The sequence below is a fragment of the Methanoregula sp. genome, from assembly GCF_049510175.1.
Taxonomy (GTDB): Archaea; Halobacteriota; Methanomicrobia; order Methanomicrobiales; family Methanospirillaceae; genus Methanoregula.
The window spans coordinates 398,258-413,118 of the sequence record NZ_JBEKZF010000001.1 but is presented as its reverse complement, the minus strand read 5'-3'; the positions used below and the strand labels follow the sequence as shown (position 1 = coordinate 413,118).

Genomic DNA, 14,861 nt, shown 5'->3' with positions numbered 1-14,861 from the left:
GGAGATGTATTTATAGTGAACGGTTAATTGTATATATGCAGATCAAAACTGCATGAGTAATACAATGGAAAGAAAGAGTTTTGGTGGCCCGAGAAATTTCGGTCCCAGAGAAATGACAAAGACAGTCTGTTCAGACTGCGGAAAGGAATGCGAAGTCCCCTTCAAGCCAACTGAAGGAAGGCCGGTCTACTGCAGGGACTGCCTGCCCAAGCACCGGAAACCCCGGTTTTAATCTCATAATTTTTCTCCTTTTTAAGATTCCCATGGTGTGAGTTCCTCTTTTATTGCCATGTGTATTTTCCGATAGTCTCAAGATTCCGATTAGCCAATGCTTTCGGCATGGCAACATCATGGAAAGAGGCCAAGGAGTGTGCCATGAGGGACGGGCTCCCCCAGGTCTATCATGACTGCGATGACAATGACTACGGGGCCTGCCGGGAAGGGGACCAGCAGGGCACATTCAAGAATGGAATTTTCATCGAGCACCGCTGCATCTGTATGCCATCAAACCTGAGCATGGATGAACTGGAAGAAAAGGAAAAGAGATTCCGGTCCGAGAATCCTGACTGGTGAATTTTTTTTTACTTGCGCTTGATTTCCTGGCGGAAGCGGTGGAATAGATCGTAGAGCATTAGCCGTAATTCAGCCCCGATCTCCTCCCAGGATTTTGCATCGGACTCCCCCGCCTCCAGATAAACAGCCGGGACCTGGTGCACAACCTGCCAATCTGGATCATCTGCAACCTTCGGTATCCACCAGAGCTGCCGCATAATCTCGAAATAGCCTGTGGCAAGAACGATGATGAAGAGGAGAGGAATGAGGATTAATGCTGGTAACAAGAATAATTGGAACAGCATTGTGCTAAAATTACTATCATACCATTGAAAAATGCTGAGGATAAACGCAATGCAGAACACACTGCCAAATGCCCGAATGATCGGTGCAGGCAGGTTGAGGGGGAAGGGAAATGCCCCAAAGATGTCTGCAATAAACAGAATGATTGTGATGAGAAGAAGCAACCAGAAATTGGCAAATAAAATACCCTCAGCTGCCTTTTGAAATATGCCATCGGGGGGGGTGAAGTTTGTCAGGATCTTTGCAAGGACGACGACGATCAGGAAACAGATGATCCCGCTCATCCCTTTTACAAACACCCAGCCGAATGACCTTGTACGACAGTGCACGATAATTCCTGCCCTCAAATGCTGTATCTATGTTGTCGGGTGTGCTATAAGAGTGTTTGACATACGAACGTGAGAACCGTCATGGTACCTTGAATAGAATATGTATTAGGTGGACCGGGGATGATCTGGTATGCAGGTCAACTGCAAACGGTACGGTCTTTACCTGCTCCGGTTGAAGGCAAGCACGCCCCTATTGGCAGTTGTAGGGATTCTCCTGGTTTCTTTGGGCCAGCTGGTATCAGCGATCGTTGCAAACCTGATCGGGGGCCTGATCTTCTTCTGGGTCGACCAGTTCATCTTCACATCGCAGTCGCTCGCCGCGCAATGGGAGGTCAGGGACAATATCGCATGCGTGGACGGCGGGAAAATTGCCCGTGGGTACCGGCTGGTTCGTTCCGGGGATTACGACCGCTCCTGTGATCACAAGCCTGAGTTCCGGTGCGAAGTGTGCTCACAGAAGAAAACTGAGGAACTGAAAGACCGGGGGATCAAAAACGAGTGAGTGCCGGGGTTCCTGCTATGAGGATATTATTTCTTACCGATATCGTAATATTTCCGGAGAAACTCATGGATCTTTTCTGATTCGATGTATCCTAGATCGATCTTATTGATGATCTCATCGATCATTTGTGCATACCTGATAATCTTCCGTGACAGCGAATCATCCATCATGTCTGCAACACCGATTATTGCCTGGAGAGGGTTACGGATATGGTCGTTGAGGATGGCAAACTGCTGGAGGTTGCTCTCGATCTGGCGGAAGGCTTCCTTTTTCAGGTGCTCGACCTCTTCCCTCTCTCTGATATCCCGGACGATCGCGACAAATGCAGGCCTGCCAAACTGGTCAAAGGACCGGGCATTGATCTCGACCGGGATCAGCCTGCCGGATTTTGTTTTGCAGACACCCGTGTAAATTACGTGGCCAAACGAGCGGAGTACATCAACAGGCAGGCCGAGACCTCCGGCATCCCTTCTCATGAGTAGGTCTGATAAGTCCATTTCCAGGAATTCAGCACGCAGGTACCCGAGTACCTCGCAGGCAGCATCGTTTACTTCGACGATCGTTCCGGGTGTATTATCCGGGTTCATCCGGCACACGCATACCGGGTCTCTAATACTGTTGAAAAGGAGCCGGTAATGCTCTTCACTTTGGATGAGACGGTTGTGCAGAACATTCTGTGACTGTTCAAGGTCCTCAAGCATCCTGTTGACATTACCGGCAAGGTCCCCGATCTCATCACCCCCGCTGATCCCGACGCGTGCCGAGAAGTCCCGTTTTCTCCCGATATCATTCACACAACAGCTCAGCTCAGCAAGCCACGAAAGGACGGTTTTTTCAAGGAGCATGAGCGTTGCCAGACCGAAGATAAGACCCGAGGCGATGAGCAGGATAACGAAATACAAGATTGTAGACTTCCCCTGTTCATAGATATCCCGGGCAATACTGACCTTAAGGATGAGTGCCGGGCTGCCGGATATGTCCCGGATAAGTGAGTACGTACCGAGCGTAGTGCTGTCGACAGGCTTGATGATCGTGGGGGCATCAAGAGTCAGGACATCGTTCCCCGCGCGCTGGATAAAGGGGGAGGATGATGCAGTAAAACCGGAGATTACATCCACAAAATCCGGAGGCATCGAAGGAACATCGTACTGGTGCATTTCAAGGGGGAGCTGGGCAAGGGACGAGAGCCGGGACACCTCCATTGCATCGAGATACCTGCCCATCAGAATGTACCCCATCACGTGCCGGTTGTCAGGATTACCAAAGACCGGGCGAATGGCGATCATCATCGGACCATCGGGCAGTCGGACTATTCCCATCGTTCCCGTGCTGGCGCTGCCCATATATCCTGAACGGGGATAAGTAGAGAACACTGTGCGAAGACCGGCCGGTACCGTAACAAGCATGTGGTTTGTGAGATCATACCCCTGTCCGGAGATGAGGTTTCCCTCAGCATCTGAGAGCAGGATATCATTGAAACCGAGCCGTTCGAAGATATCGGCATCCAGCCGTGACCATTGTCCCCCGGAAGCGTTGGCTGAAACAAATGCACGGGTATCATCACGCGAGGCCCAGTCGTAGGCCACTGCGTCGAGGGTGTTGATATCATTGCCCAATGCGACAAGGACCCGGTTCGTATCCTTTTGTGCACTCTGCGATTCAACACGGGAGAAACCGCCCTGCACGATCAGCTCTGATGAGGCATAAAGAGCAAGAATGAGGCAGAGAAGAGTAATGCAGACGATGACGACGGTCTTTTTACGTATATCCACTGAGCTGCACCTGCCGCAGACCCGCTGATACGGATAATCTTCTATTGCGCGGGGATATTCTTGTTTCTTTCGCAGAAATGGTTCAGATTTATGGGCAGTTCCCGAGCCCACTCAGCTATGATCCCCGGCCGCCCCATGGTGATACCTAATAAAGTGTAATAAAAAATACATCAATAACCAAAAAATTACAACAATGTATAAATATGTACAAAATATACCTGTATTCCAGACAAAAGTCATGGTTCCCGCGGAGAGTTCGCAAAGGATCAGATAATCATACTAAAAACCGGCACTCACCTGGTGCCCTGCCGGAAAACGGACCCTGAAATTATGAAGACAACACTGATGCTCAATCTTGGGCCTGATGAGTTTATCACCGCGGTGAAGACCCAGCCAAAACCGCTCATCATACCGCTGTGTGCGGAACTGCCACTCCCGGATATCTCCCCGCTTGATGTATATGAGGGGACGAGGAAGGGGTGCGGGTTCCTGCTCGAATCGATGGAGGGGAGCGAGAAACTCGCCCGGTACTCATTTATCGGGATTAATCCGGAGATGGTAGTCACGATGGGAGATACTGTGGATGTGCAGGGCAACGAGCCCTTTGTTTCCATCGCCCGCGACCCTGATGGCGACAACCCGGTCGACAGGATCAAATCGATCCTTTCCCGCTTCCATTACATGAATGTCAAGGCCCCCCGGTTCTTTGGTGGCATGGTCGGCTATTTTGCCTACGACTGCGTGTATTCCCTCTTTGAAAAAGTCCGGAAAAAGGAAAAACACGAGCCCGGGGCACGGGGCACCGATCACGATGCCAGATTCATGCTCACAAAGGACTGTATCATCATCGATCACCGGTATAAGAAACTGTATATCTTCTCAAGCCCGTTCCTGACCTATGATTCTGATCTGGTGGATGAATATTACAAGAGCGTCTCGAAGATCCAGTCCCTCGCCGGCCGTATCACCATGCTGGGTCAAAAGATCCGAAAAAGTACGCAGCACAGCAGAAATACCCCGTCTGCGCCACCCGCCCCGGACGCATCGCGGCAGACATTTGAGCACGCCGTCGAGAGTATCAAGGAACACATCGTTGCGGGGGACATTTTCCAGGCCGTAATCTCGCGGCGCCTGGATTTTCCCGTATGCAATGATCCGTTTGCCATATATGCAGCACTCCGGGAGATCAACCCGAGCCCCTATATGTATTACCTGGATTTCGGAGAGGAGAAAGTCATCGGGGCAAGCCCGGAGATGCTGGTGCGGGTGGAGAGGCGCCGGGTGACAACGGTTCCCATTGCCGGGACACGGCCCCGCGGCCGCACAAAAGCCGAAGATGAGCAGCTGGCAGAGGATCTGCTCCTCGACAAGAAGGAGCGTGCCGAGCATACCATGCTCGTTGACCTCGCACGGAACGACATCGGCCGCGTCTGTCGGTTCGGGTCCGTGAATGTCGGCGAGTTCATGGGCATCGAGAAGTTCTCCCATGTCCAGCACATCGTTTCAACCGTGAGCGGGACCCTCCGTGACAACCTCGACTGTTACGATGCCTTCAAGTCCTGTTTCCCGGCAGGGACCGTCTCAGGCGCACCCAAGATTCGCGCCATGCAGATCATCGATGAGCAGGAGCCGGGGGCCCGCGGGCTGTACGCCGGCGCTGTCGGGTATATCGGTTTTGACCATAACCTCGATTTTGCTATTGCCATACGGACGATACTGGTCCAGAAGAACCGGGCATATGTCCAGGTCGGGGCCGGGATCGTTGCAGATTCCGTGCCGGAGAACGAGTGGAAAGAGACGGAGAACAAGGCAGCAGCAATGATCAGGGCCATCGAACATTCGGGGGCCTGCTCATGAAAGTGCTGATCGTGGACTGTTACGACAGCTTCACCTTCAACCTGTACCAGCAGGTTGGAAAACTCGGTGCAGAACCGCTGGTACTTCCCTGCGACACCCCCCTTGAAGTGCTGAGGAAAACCGGCTGCGACCGCATTATCCTCTCACCGGGCCCGGGCACCCCGCGGGATGCCGGTGTCTGCCTCGATGTGCTGGAAACCATAAGCCGTAAGGTCCCGACCCTTGGCGTCTGTCTCGGCCACCAGGTAATCTGCACCGCGTTCGGAGGAGAAGTCATCCGGGCACCACACCTGATGCATGGGAAAACATCAGCAATCCAGCATGACGGAAAGCGTATCTTTGACGGCGTTCCGACACCTTTCACTGCCACCCGGTACCATTCCCTCGTAGCCCGCAAGGGATCCCTGCCCGACGAGCTTGAGGTAACTGCCACAAGTGTGGATGACGGGTATGTCATGGGATTACGGCACCGTGCATATCCGATTGAGGGTGTGCAGTTCCACCCGGAGAGCATCCTCTCGGCAGAAGGCGACCGGATCATTAAAAATTTCCTTAACGGGACGGGGGTGGGCTCATGATATTCAAAGAAGCGATCATGCGGCTTATGGATCTGCAGGATCTGGGCGAGGCCGAGGCTGCCGGTATCATGGATACGATTATGGAGGGGAAGGCAACCCAGGCACAGATCGGGGCATTCCTCACTGCACTCCACATGAAAGGTGAGAGCCCGGAGGAGATCGCGGCATTTGCCCGGGTAATGCGCCGGCACGCGGTCGCGGTCAGGCCGGTCACAAAGGGAATGCTGGTCGATACCTGTGGTACCGGTGGCGACGGAACACACACATTCAACATCAGTACTACCGCAGCGTTCGTCGCCGCAGGGGCAGGTATTCCAGTCGTCAAGCATGGCAACCGGAGCGTGAGCAGCACCTGCGGTTCGGCGGATGTCCTCTCCGCGTTGGGTGTGAATATTGCCGCAGACCCACATGCCCAGGCCCGGATCGTCGAAGAGGTCGGCATCGCGTTCCTGTTCGCGCCGTTTCACCACCCGGCCATGCGCCACGTGATGGCAGCCCGACAGGAGATCGGGTGCAGGACCGTCTTCAACATCCTTGGCCCGCTCGCGAACCCCGCAGGAGCACAGGCGCAGGTGCTGGGGGTCTACCACCGTAACCTGACCATTACACTGGCAGAAGTTCTCAGGTTGCTCGGGCTCTCCCATGCCATGGTGGTCCACGGCAGCGGGCTGGATGAGATAACAACAACCGGAGAGACCGTGGTCTCGGAGCTTTTTAAGGAGACCATCAACACCTATACCCTGCGCTGCGAGACCTATGGTATTGCTCCTGCGCAACTTCCCGATCTTGAGGGCGGAGATGCAACAACGAATGCCCATATCATCCGTGAGATTCTGGGAGGGGAACGAGGCGCGGGCCGGGACATCGTGCTCATGAATGCCGGGGCAGCGATCTATGTGGGAGGACAGGTACGGGACCTGCACGAAGGGATCGCCCGCGCAGGAACCTCCATCGATTCGGGGAATGCCCTCGCACGGCTGGATGCCCTCGTTGACGTGACAGGAAGTGCAGCATGATCCTTGACGAGATCATCCGGAGGACGGAAAAGCGGGTGGCACGGCTACCATCCTCGTTCCCGGAGCCGTCCTCCCGCGAACACCCGAGCCTCTCCGGTGCAATCCGGGGTAGAAACGGGAAAAATGCAGTCATCGCAGAGATCAAATGCACATCCCCCAGCGGGGGCACCATCCGCCGCAACGTGGACATGGCCCAGATGGCAGGTGTCCTCGCAGGAGCCGGATGCGTCGCCCTGTCAGTACTGACCGAACCATATTTCTTCGGGGGAGCAGGACAGGATATTGCCCGGGTGAAGACCGCAGTCGACATCCCGGTGCTCCGCAAGGATTTCATCATCGACGAACGCCAGATCGCGGAGTCGAAGGCGCTCGGGGCGGATGCGGTACTCCTGATCGCGGCAGTGATCGGTAAGAACCTGCCGGCATTTGTCGATCTCGCCATGGACTATCAGATCGAACCGCTGGTCGAGGTCCACAATGCTGCCGAAGCCGAATCTGCACTTGGCACCCGAACGACACTCATCGGCATCAACAACCGCGACCTGTCCACCATGACAATCGACCGTTCGACCACGCGGCTGCTGTCCGGACAGATCCGGCCAAAGGGCAGGTTGATCGTTTCCGAGAGCGGGATGCGTTCTGCCGATGATGTGCGCGAGATGAAGGGATACTGCGACGCATTCCTCATCGGCTCGTCAATCATGGCGCACGAACACCCGAGGAAAAAACTGGCGGAGTTCGTATGCGCATAAAGATCTGTGGGATTACCCGGCCGGAAGATGCACATTTTGCCGAAGAAGCCGGGGCCGACGCGATTGGCGTTGTTGTCTTTTCCGGGGGGGTATCGCGCCGTGTTGTATCTGCTGAACGTGCGCGGGAGATCTTCAATTCAGTCGGACCGTTCACGACAACAGTCGCAGTAAGCCATACGGATTCCAGGGAGGATCTTGAACAGATGCTCGCGCTGCACCCGGATGCAATCCAGATCTCCCACCCGTTCGTGTTCGATACAGCGCCCGGCCCGAAGGTGATCCGGGTGATCGGCCGGGGGGATCCCCTGCCGGAAGACTGCGATGCCGTCATCGTTGATGACAGCCATGGAAAATGCCGGCAGTATGATCCATCCTATGCCCGTACCACCGTGCAGAAATCCACTGTGCCGGTGATCCTCGCAGGAGGATTAAGTCCGGAGAATGTGAGGGACGCGATACGGCAGGTGCACCCTTACGCCGTTGATGTCGCAAGCGGTGTTGAGGTGTCACCAGGAATAAAGGATCACGGGAAAATACAGGCGTTTATCGCCGCATGCAGGAGTTTTTGACATGACACCGAAAGGACGATACGGTAACTACGGCGGACAATACGTCTCGGAAACACTGATGAACGCGTTACTCGAGCTCGAAGCAGCCTACGAAAAGGTCGAGAATGACCCGAACTTCGCTGCCGATCTCGCTGGGCTCCAGAAGGAATACGCCGGCAGGGAGACCCCGCTCACCTACTGTGCAAACGCATCGCAGGAACTCGGGTGCAGGATCTACCTCAAGCGGGAGGACCTCGTGCACGGTGGCTCGCACAAACTCAACAACACGCTTGGACAGGCGCTGCTGGCAAAGCGCATGGGCAAGAAGAAACTGATTGCCGAGACCGGCGCCGGCCAGCATGGCGTGGCAACGGCCATTGTCGGGGCCGCACTCGGGATGTCCGTTGAAGTGTATATGGGAGAGATCGATACACAGCGGCAGGCACTCAATGTCTTCCGTATGGAGCTGATGGGAGCAAAAGTAATCCCGGTCACCTCCGGGACGCGCACCCTCAAGGATGCAGTCAACGAGGCCCTCCGCTACTGGGTGGCACACGTACAGGACACCTATTTCCTCTTCGGTTCGGTAGTCGGCCCTCACCCGTACCCCCGCATTGTCCGGGACTTCCAGTCTGTGATCGGGAGGGAGACCCGCGATCAAATGATGAAAAAGGAGGGCAGGCTCCCGGACACGATCGTGGCATGCGTCGGGGGTGGCTCAAACGCGATTGGTATCTTTTACCCGTTCCTCAAAGACGACGTGGAACTGATCGGCGTAGAGGCCGGAGGGAAAGGGTTGGATACCGGCGAACATGCGGCCACGCTGTGTGCGGGAGAGCCGGGAGTGTTGCACGGGGCGCTCTCCTACCTGCTGCAGGATGCTGACGGGCAGGTACTGCCTACCCACAGCATCTCGGCAGGTCTTGACTACCCGGGCGTAGGCCCCGAGCATGCGATGTTGCGGGACAGCCTTCGGGTCACCTATGCTGCAGCCAATGACCCGGAGGTGCTCGATGCATTCAGGTTTCTCTCCCGTCATGAGGGCATTATCCCGGCGCTTGAGTCGGCTCATGCCGTCGCGTACGTAATGGCGAACCAGGACCGGTTCGACCGTGACGATATTGTTGTCATCAACCTCTCCGGGCGAGGGGACAAGGACGTGGCTGAAGTGGCAAGGATGCAGGGGCGAGTGGTATGAGCCGGATCGAAAAGGTGTTTGAGAAGCGAGGAACGAGGGCGTTCATCGGGTTTACCGTCGCGGGAGACCCGGATGAGTCGACCTCCCTCCGGATCGCCAAAGCGCTCATCGATGGTGGAACCGACATCCTCGAACTCGGGGTGCCGTTCTCGGATCCCGTCGCCGATGGGCCCACCATCCAGCGGGCGGATGACCGGGCGCTGGCTGCCGGAACAACGCCGGACACGATCTTCAGGATGGTGAAAACAATCCGTGCATACTCCGATGTTCCCGTCGTCTTTCTGACCTATTACAATATCGTGTACCGGAGGGGTATCGAACGGTTCTATCGCGAAGCCCGCGAGGCCGGCGTGGACGGGATTCTCATCGCCGATATGCCGGTAGAAGAGTCCGCAGAGGTCACGGTGATTGCTGCCCGGTACGGCATCGATCCCATCTTCCTCATCACCCAGACTACCAGTGACGAACGGATCAGAAAAATCGCTGCTCAGGCACGTGGATATCTCTATCTTGTCTCCGTGCTGGGTGTCACTGGTGTGAGGGATCAGGTGTCATCCGGTGCCATCGATCTCCTGCACCGGGTCCGCAGACACACGGACCTCCCGCTGGCCCTGGGTTTTGGCATATCAACGCCCGATCATGCAGCGACGCTCGCCGGTGCCGGTGCCGATGGTGTCATTGTCGGCAGTGCGATCGTTGATATCATCGAACAGAACCTCATCAATCCTCAGATCATGGAACAAAAACTCAGGGATTATGTCGTGCTGATGAAGCGTGCGACAGGCACCGCAGAGATGAAATAACCGCCCGTGGAAACCCATCATTATTATCCCGTGCCTCCCAACAATATCGTGGAATTATCATGATGTCCAGAACCGGTATTTTTGTAATTCTTGGAGCCTGCATCATCGCAGGCCTGCTTATCGCAGGATGTACGGAGCAGCAGGCTCCGGCCACGGTCCAGACGACCGCGGCTCCGGCCCAGGCAACGCCATCAGAAATCGCAACCCCGGCCAGTGCAGCAACCGCCGGCATGGCAAATCCCGCTTCCGTCAACTGTGGCAAGATCGGTGGCACAACCGAGATCAAGACCGCGGCCGATGGCAGTCAGTACGGCATGTGCACTTTTACCAACGGCACAAGCTGCGAGGAGTGGGCACTCTTCCGTAACGAGGGATGCAAACCCGGCATGTCTGCAAACGCGACCACCGCTGCATCGAAATAATTCTCAAAAACAGCACCACATTTTTTTATTCAACCGCATCCCCGCGATACCTGTGTGCTGCGAGGATACCGGTGACCGTTTTTACCCAAACCGGATCGTTCGCACCCGCAGGATGAGCATGGGGAAGTGACAAGATCTTTTCTTTCCAGAGCCGGGCGAGTGTCTCATCGACCGTGCTGATCTCTCCTGCCCCGATCACCTTTCCTGAAAGGTGCCCGCTGCTATCATAGACCAGCATCCGGTAACACCGGAACTCGCGACAGACCTGAGGGCGGGTGGCGTAGATGGCGCAGGTCAAACCGACACCATCTTTTTTGCGGCAGAGAAACGGGCAGGGTCTCTTCCCTGCAGATCCCCCGGTGCCTGCCGGTGCGGAATATCTTTCTGACACTTCGTCCGTGTATTCCGCATCGACATGGACCGGGAACCGGTCGCGTGTCAGGGAATACCGGCAGTAGTAGTCCCGGTCATTCATCTGGCGTTCGATCGCGATGAACGAGCCGAAACTGGAGCAGCATTTTCCGCAGGAGTCGCAGGTGAACGTTGCCATAGCTTGAGAGAATATTGTCCAGCGGGGAAAAAGGGATTACGGTTCGTCACCGTGTGAATAAATCTCGGGAGTCTGCCTGGTCTTAGGTACTTATTGTTGTAAAATAAGAATTTTCTGATTTTTCTGAAAAATATAAATAGTTAGTCTGCCAACAATAATCCGGAGAATCCAGATGCCCAAGAAAAACAGCAATGCCGGATGCAGTCCATCCGGCGGAGAGTGCGGGTGTACACCGGGATCGGCATGTAAAGTCGAATCGGTCCTTTCCGTGGATGAGCGGGGGCAGATGGTGCTCCCCAAGGATGTCCGGGAGAGGGCCGGGATCAGAACCGGGGACAAACTCGCCCTGATCAGCTGGGAGAAAGAGGGGGCCGTCTGTTGCCTTGCACTGATGAAAGTCGAGAACCTGAGCGGTATAGTGAAGAATGTACTCGGGCCGCTCCTGCACGAACGCGACTGAAGACAGGGAGGAGTTCATGGATACCGACAAAACAGCCGGTTCAACCTGCTGCGCCTGCACATCCGGGCAGGGCACTTCGTCCTGCGGATGTACGCAGGCAAGCACTGCACCAACGAAGATCCGGGCAACTGACAGTACGATCACATCTGCCAACCGGCTTGATCACTTCCTCGCCCGCTGGGGTGTAAACCGGGGAGGTCACCGGGTAGAGCCGGGCCTGTACCGGCTCAGGGGCCCGGGACCGGATTCGCCGGTCTTTGTATCGGCAAATTACACCCTGAGTTTCGACGCACTCCGTTCAGCGCTCACCGGCATTGACGGGTATATCCTTGTGCTGGATACAAAAGGGATCAATGTCTGGTGCGCTGCCGGCAAGGGTACGTTCGGAACGGAGGAATTGATCCGGAGGATCGACGTCACGGGCCTGGCAGCAGTCGTGAGTCACAGGAAAGTTATCGTCCCCCAGCTGGGAGCGCCGGGCATCTCGTGGCCGGAGGTAGTGCGAACAACCGGCTTTATCGTGGAATACGGTCCGGTACGGGCGCAAGATCTCCCCGAATACCTCAGAGCTCACGCGGCAACACCGGAAATGCGCAGAGTGCAGTTCCCGCTTTGGGACCGCATCGTTCTCATCCCTGTCGAACTCACCCACATTGCCCTGCCGGTCATCATCGCAGCAGCCGCTCTCTGGTTCCTCGCCGGCCCGGTCGCAGCCATCGCAGCCATCGCTGCGGTAACAGCAGGGACAGTGCTCTTCCCGGTCCTGCTGCCGTTCATCCCGACGCAGGACTTCTCGACAAGAGGTCTCCTTCTCGGAGGAGTCGTTGCCTTGCCGTTTGCCGCAGCATTTGCAACGGCTCCGGCCCTGCCCGGCTGGGCAGCAACAGCAGGGGCAGTTATACCGCTCCTCATCATGCCCGCGGTAACCGCGTACCTCTCCCTGAACTTCACCGGTTCAACAACTTTTACCTCAAGAACGGGCGTAAGAACGGAGATTTTCCAATATGTGCCGGTCATGGCACTTATGGCAGGCGCCGGGACAATTCTTGGGATACTCCTTGGCGCCAGCCGTATCCTCGGGGTGATCTGATGCTAAACGGAGAGGTTCATCAGAACCTTGACGGAGAGAAGAATCTATCAGGATTCTTCGATTCATACACCGAAACCACCCTCCGGTTCCACCGGGATCGCTGCATCAACTGCAAACGCTGCCTTCAGGTCTGCCCCCACGCAGTCTTTTCAGCAGGTGCAGAGAATGTCGAGCTCTCCCGTCCCACCTCATGCATGGAGTGTGGTGCCTGTGCGCTCAATTGTCCGGTCCAGGCAATCGAAGTGCAGAGCGGCGTCGGTTGTGCATGGGCGATGATCAGCGCTGCACTGAGAGGGAAGGACATGGACAGCGGGGAGTGCAGCTGTGGTGGAGACGAGAGATCCTGCTGTGGTCAGTCGCAGGAACAATCCTGTGATTGTGGGGAGAAATGACCGGCAAAACACGGGTCCTCTTCATCTGTACGGCCAATGCCGCCCGCTCCCAGATGGCGGAGGGGCTGCTCCGTGCACGATACGGCGACCGGTACGAAGTATACAGTGCAGGCACCCGCCAGTCGAAAGTGAGTTCCCGGGCAATCGCTGTGATGCAGGAGATCGGGATCGATATCTCCCGCCACCGGTCAAAAACCCTTGCCGAAGTATCCGGGATCACGTTTGACCTCGCCGTCACGCTCTGTGACAACGCACATGCAGTCTGCCCGGTCGTGCACAACGCAAGAAAGATGATCCACCGGGGGTTCGCCGATCCCCACCTGGCACCCGGGAGCGCCGGGACCGATGAAGAGATCCTTGGCGTCTACCGGAGAGTCAGGGATGAGATCGCGGTATGGATCGACGCCACCTTCGGCGGGGAGGAAATATCTTCAGGCCGTGACAATAACATTGATGAGATGCCATCGCGTTCAATGATATTTAAGGTCGGGTGAAGAATGAAACGGGGAAAAAAAGGAGATATATACTCAGAATCCCTCGAACTTCACCGGAAGCACCGGGGCAAGATCGAAGTCTATTCTAAGGTTCCCGTTACCAACAGGAGAGAACTGTCCCTTGCATACACACCGGGGGTTGCAGAGGTCTGCCGGGAGATCCACAAGGACAGGGACCTTGCCTACAAATACACGCTCAAGGCCAACACCATCGCCATCGTGACTGATGGTTCGCGGGTGCTCTCGCTGGGGAACATCGGGGGGTCTGCCGCAATCCCCGTGATGGAAGGCAAAGCCCTCCTGTTCAAAAAGCTCGCCGGGATCGATGCCTTTCCCCTCTGTTTTGAGCGGTATCACATGGAATTTGCTGAGGATATCAGGAATATCGCACCGGTCTTTGGGGGGATTGCCCTTGAGGACATCGCGGCGCCCCGGTGTTTTGAACTCGAAGAGTCGCTGCAGGATATCGGGATCCCGGTGATGCACGACGACCAGCACGGGACAGCGATCGTGGTCCTCGCCGCCCTCCTCAATGCCTGTAGGGTGACAAAAAAGAGATTTGAAGACTTGAATATCGTCGTAAGTGGTGCAGGTGCCGCAGGTTTTGCCATAACGCGGATGCTGAAATGCATCGGCTACAATCCCGACATCTGCAGCAGCGTCAACGACATCATCGTCTGCGACAGAACCGGGATCATCTACCGGCACCGCGACGGCCTGTATGCAAACAAATACAAATTCATCATCAGCGAGGAGACCAACAAGACCGGGCGGACCGGCACGCTTGCCGATGCCATGAAAGGTGCCGATGTATGCATCGGTGTATCCGTGCCGGGGATCATCACGCCATCCATGGTCCGTTCAATGAACAAGGACCCGATAATCTTCGCCCTCGCCCACCCCATGCCGGAGATTCTTCCCGGCGACGCACTCCAGGCCGGGGCGGCAATAGTCGGCACCGGGCGGAACGACTTCCCGAACCAGATCAATTATGCCCTCGCGTTTCCCGGGATCTTCCGGGGAGCGCTCGACGCCCGGGCCACGCGGATCTCGGATGAGATGAAAGTCGCGGCTGCACACGCACTTGCGGATTATGTGAAACGGCCCCGCAAGGACCGGATCCTGCCGGCGGTTCTTAACCGCCAGGTCGTGACTGCCATAGCAAAGGCCGTCCGCGAGGCCGCGGTGGCAAGCGGGTGTGCCCGCACGATTGAATGACGCAACCAGAAACGGGGCGGGAAAT

Annotated in this window: 19 protein-coding genes; 16 read left to right on the top strand and 3 right to left on the bottom strand. The window is 56.1% G+C overall.

All coding sequences use genetic code 11. The annotated features are described in order from the left end of the window. Nucleotides 1-64 precede the first annotated feature (64 nt). Entirely contained in the window at nt 65-232 is a 168-nt protein-coding gene (locus tag ABSG49_RS02125) for a CxxC-x17-CxxC domain-containing protein (protein WP_015286826.1), read from the top strand. A 107-nt stretch (nt 233-339) separates the two neighbouring features. After that, complete coding sequence (locus ABSG49_RS02120; protein WP_424024447.1) at nt 340-573, top strand: hypothetical protein; 234 nt, start codon at nt 340-342, stop codon at nt 571-573. Between the two features lie 8 nt (nt 574-581). On the opposite strand, the gene ABSG49_RS02115 is transcribed toward ABSG49_RS02120, so the two are convergent. Next, the gene (locus ABSG49_RS02115; protein ID WP_424024446.1) at nt 582-1,139 is read right to left on the bottom strand and encodes a hypothetical protein; all 558 of its coding nucleotides are present in this window, start codon (nt 1,137-1,139) and stop codon (nt 582-584) included. Nucleotides 1,140-1,314: 175 nt separating this feature from the next. Between ABSG49_RS02115 and ABSG49_RS02110 the strand changes: the two genes are divergently transcribed. Beyond that, the gene (locus ABSG49_RS02110) at nt 1,315-1,686 is read left to right on the top strand and encodes a hypothetical protein (protein ID WP_424024445.1); all 372 of its coding nucleotides are present in this window, start codon (nt 1,315-1,317) and stop codon (nt 1,684-1,686) included. 26 nt (nt 1,687-1,712) lie between these two features. On the opposite strand, the gene ABSG49_RS02105 is transcribed toward ABSG49_RS02110, so the two are convergent. After that, a complete protein-coding gene (locus tag ABSG49_RS02105) occupies nt 1,713-3,458 on the bottom strand; it encodes a CHASE4 domain-containing protein (protein WP_424024444.1) in 1,746 nt (581 codons plus the stop codon). 330 nt (nt 3,459-3,788) lie between these two features. On the opposite strand from ABSG49_RS02105, the gene trpE reads away from it, so the two are divergent. Genes trpE through ABSG49_RS02065 form a run of 8 tightly spaced genes read left to right on the top strand, consistent with a single transcriptional unit; the run spans nt 3,789 to nt 10,632 of the window. After that, the gene (trpE, locus tag ABSG49_RS02100; RefSeq protein WP_424024443.1) at nt 3,789-5,315 is read left to right on the top strand and encodes an anthranilate synthase component I; all 1,527 of its coding nucleotides are present in this window, start codon (nt 3,789-3,791) and stop codon (nt 5,313-5,315) included. Further along, nucleotides 5,312-5,893, top strand: a complete 582-nt coding sequence (locus tag ABSG49_RS02095; protein WP_424024442.1) for an anthranilate synthase component II — start codon at nt 5,312-5,314, stop codon at nt 5,891-5,893. The genes trpE and ABSG49_RS02095 overlap by 4 nt, the downstream gene beginning before the upstream one ends. Beyond that, nucleotides 5,890-6,909, top strand: a complete 1,020-nt coding sequence (gene trpD, locus ABSG49_RS02090; protein ID WP_424024441.1) for an anthranilate phosphoribosyltransferase — start codon at nt 5,890-5,892, stop codon at nt 6,907-6,909. Before ABSG49_RS02095 ends, trpD begins: the two co-directional genes overlap by 4 nt. Further along, nucleotides 6,906-7,661, top strand: a complete 756-nt coding sequence (locus ABSG49_RS02085; RefSeq protein WP_424024440.1) for an indole-3-glycerol phosphate synthase TrpC — start codon at nt 6,906-6,908, stop codon at nt 7,659-7,661. Before trpD ends, ABSG49_RS02085 begins: the two co-directional genes overlap by 4 nt. Next, a complete protein-coding gene (locus tag ABSG49_RS02080; protein WP_424024439.1) occupies nt 7,652-8,230 on the top strand; it encodes a phosphoribosylanthranilate isomerase in 579 nt (192 codons plus the stop codon). Before ABSG49_RS02085 ends, ABSG49_RS02080 begins: the two co-directional genes overlap by 10 nt. Before the next feature lies 1 nt (nt 8,231). After that, on the top strand, nt 8,232-9,407 hold the full coding sequence (gene trpB / locus ABSG49_RS02075) for a tryptophan synthase subunit beta (protein WP_424024438.1): 1,176 nt from the start codon (nt 8,232-8,234) through the stop codon (nt 9,405-9,407). Beyond that, complete coding sequence (gene trpA, locus ABSG49_RS02070; RefSeq protein ID WP_424024437.1) at nt 9,404-10,210, top strand: tryptophan synthase subunit alpha; 807 nt, start codon at nt 9,404-9,406, stop codon at nt 10,208-10,210. Before trpB ends, trpA begins: the two co-directional genes overlap by 4 nt. A gap of 59 nt (nt 10,211-10,269) precedes the next feature. After that, nucleotides 10,270-10,632, top strand: a complete 363-nt coding sequence (locus ABSG49_RS02065) for a putative hemolysin (RefSeq protein WP_424024436.1) — start codon at nt 10,270-10,272, stop codon at nt 10,630-10,632. Between the two features lie 25 nt (nt 10,633-10,657). On the opposite strand, the gene ABSG49_RS02060 is transcribed toward ABSG49_RS02065, so the two are convergent. After that, entirely contained in the window at nt 10,658-11,182 is a 525-nt protein-coding gene (locus tag ABSG49_RS02060; protein WP_424024435.1) for a YkgJ family cysteine cluster protein, read from the bottom strand. 172 nt (nt 11,183-11,354) lie between these two features. Between ABSG49_RS02060 and hgcC the strand changes: the two genes are divergently transcribed. Genes hgcC through ABSG49_RS02035 form a run of 5 tightly spaced genes read left to right on the top strand, consistent with a single transcriptional unit; the run spans nt 11,355 to nt 14,836 of the window. Next, entirely contained in the window at nt 11,355-11,642 is a 288-nt protein-coding gene (hgcC, locus tag ABSG49_RS02055) for an HgcAB-associated protein HgcC (protein WP_424024434.1), read from the top strand. Nucleotides 11,643-11,658: 16 nt separating this feature from the next. Continuing rightward, the gene (gene hgcA, locus ABSG49_RS02050) at nt 11,659-12,732 is read left to right on the top strand and encodes a mercury methylation corrinoid protein HgcA (RefSeq protein WP_424024433.1); all 1,074 of its coding nucleotides are present in this window, start codon (nt 11,659-11,661) and stop codon (nt 12,730-12,732) included. Then, nucleotides 12,732-13,124 carry a mercury methylation ferredoxin HgcB gene (gene hgcB / locus ABSG49_RS02045; protein ID WP_424024432.1) on the top strand — a complete coding sequence of 131 codons (393 nt, stop codon included), beginning with the start codon at nt 12,732-12,734 and terminating at the stop codon, nt 13,122-13,124. Before hgcA ends, hgcB begins: the two co-directional genes overlap by 1 nt. After that, nucleotides 13,121-13,618, top strand: coding sequence for an arsenate reductase ArsC (locus ABSG49_RS02040; protein WP_424024431.1), 498 nt, complete (start codon nt 13,121-13,123; stop codon nt 13,616-13,618). Before hgcB ends, ABSG49_RS02040 begins: the two co-directional genes overlap by 4 nt. Nucleotides 13,619-13,621: 3 nt before the next feature. Then, nucleotides 13,622-14,836 carry an NAD(P)-dependent malic enzyme gene (locus tag ABSG49_RS02035; protein WP_424024430.1) on the top strand — a complete coding sequence of 405 codons (1,215 nt, stop codon included), beginning with the start codon at nt 13,622-13,624 and terminating at the stop codon, nt 14,834-14,836. Nucleotides 14,837-14,861 lie beyond the last annotated feature (25 nt).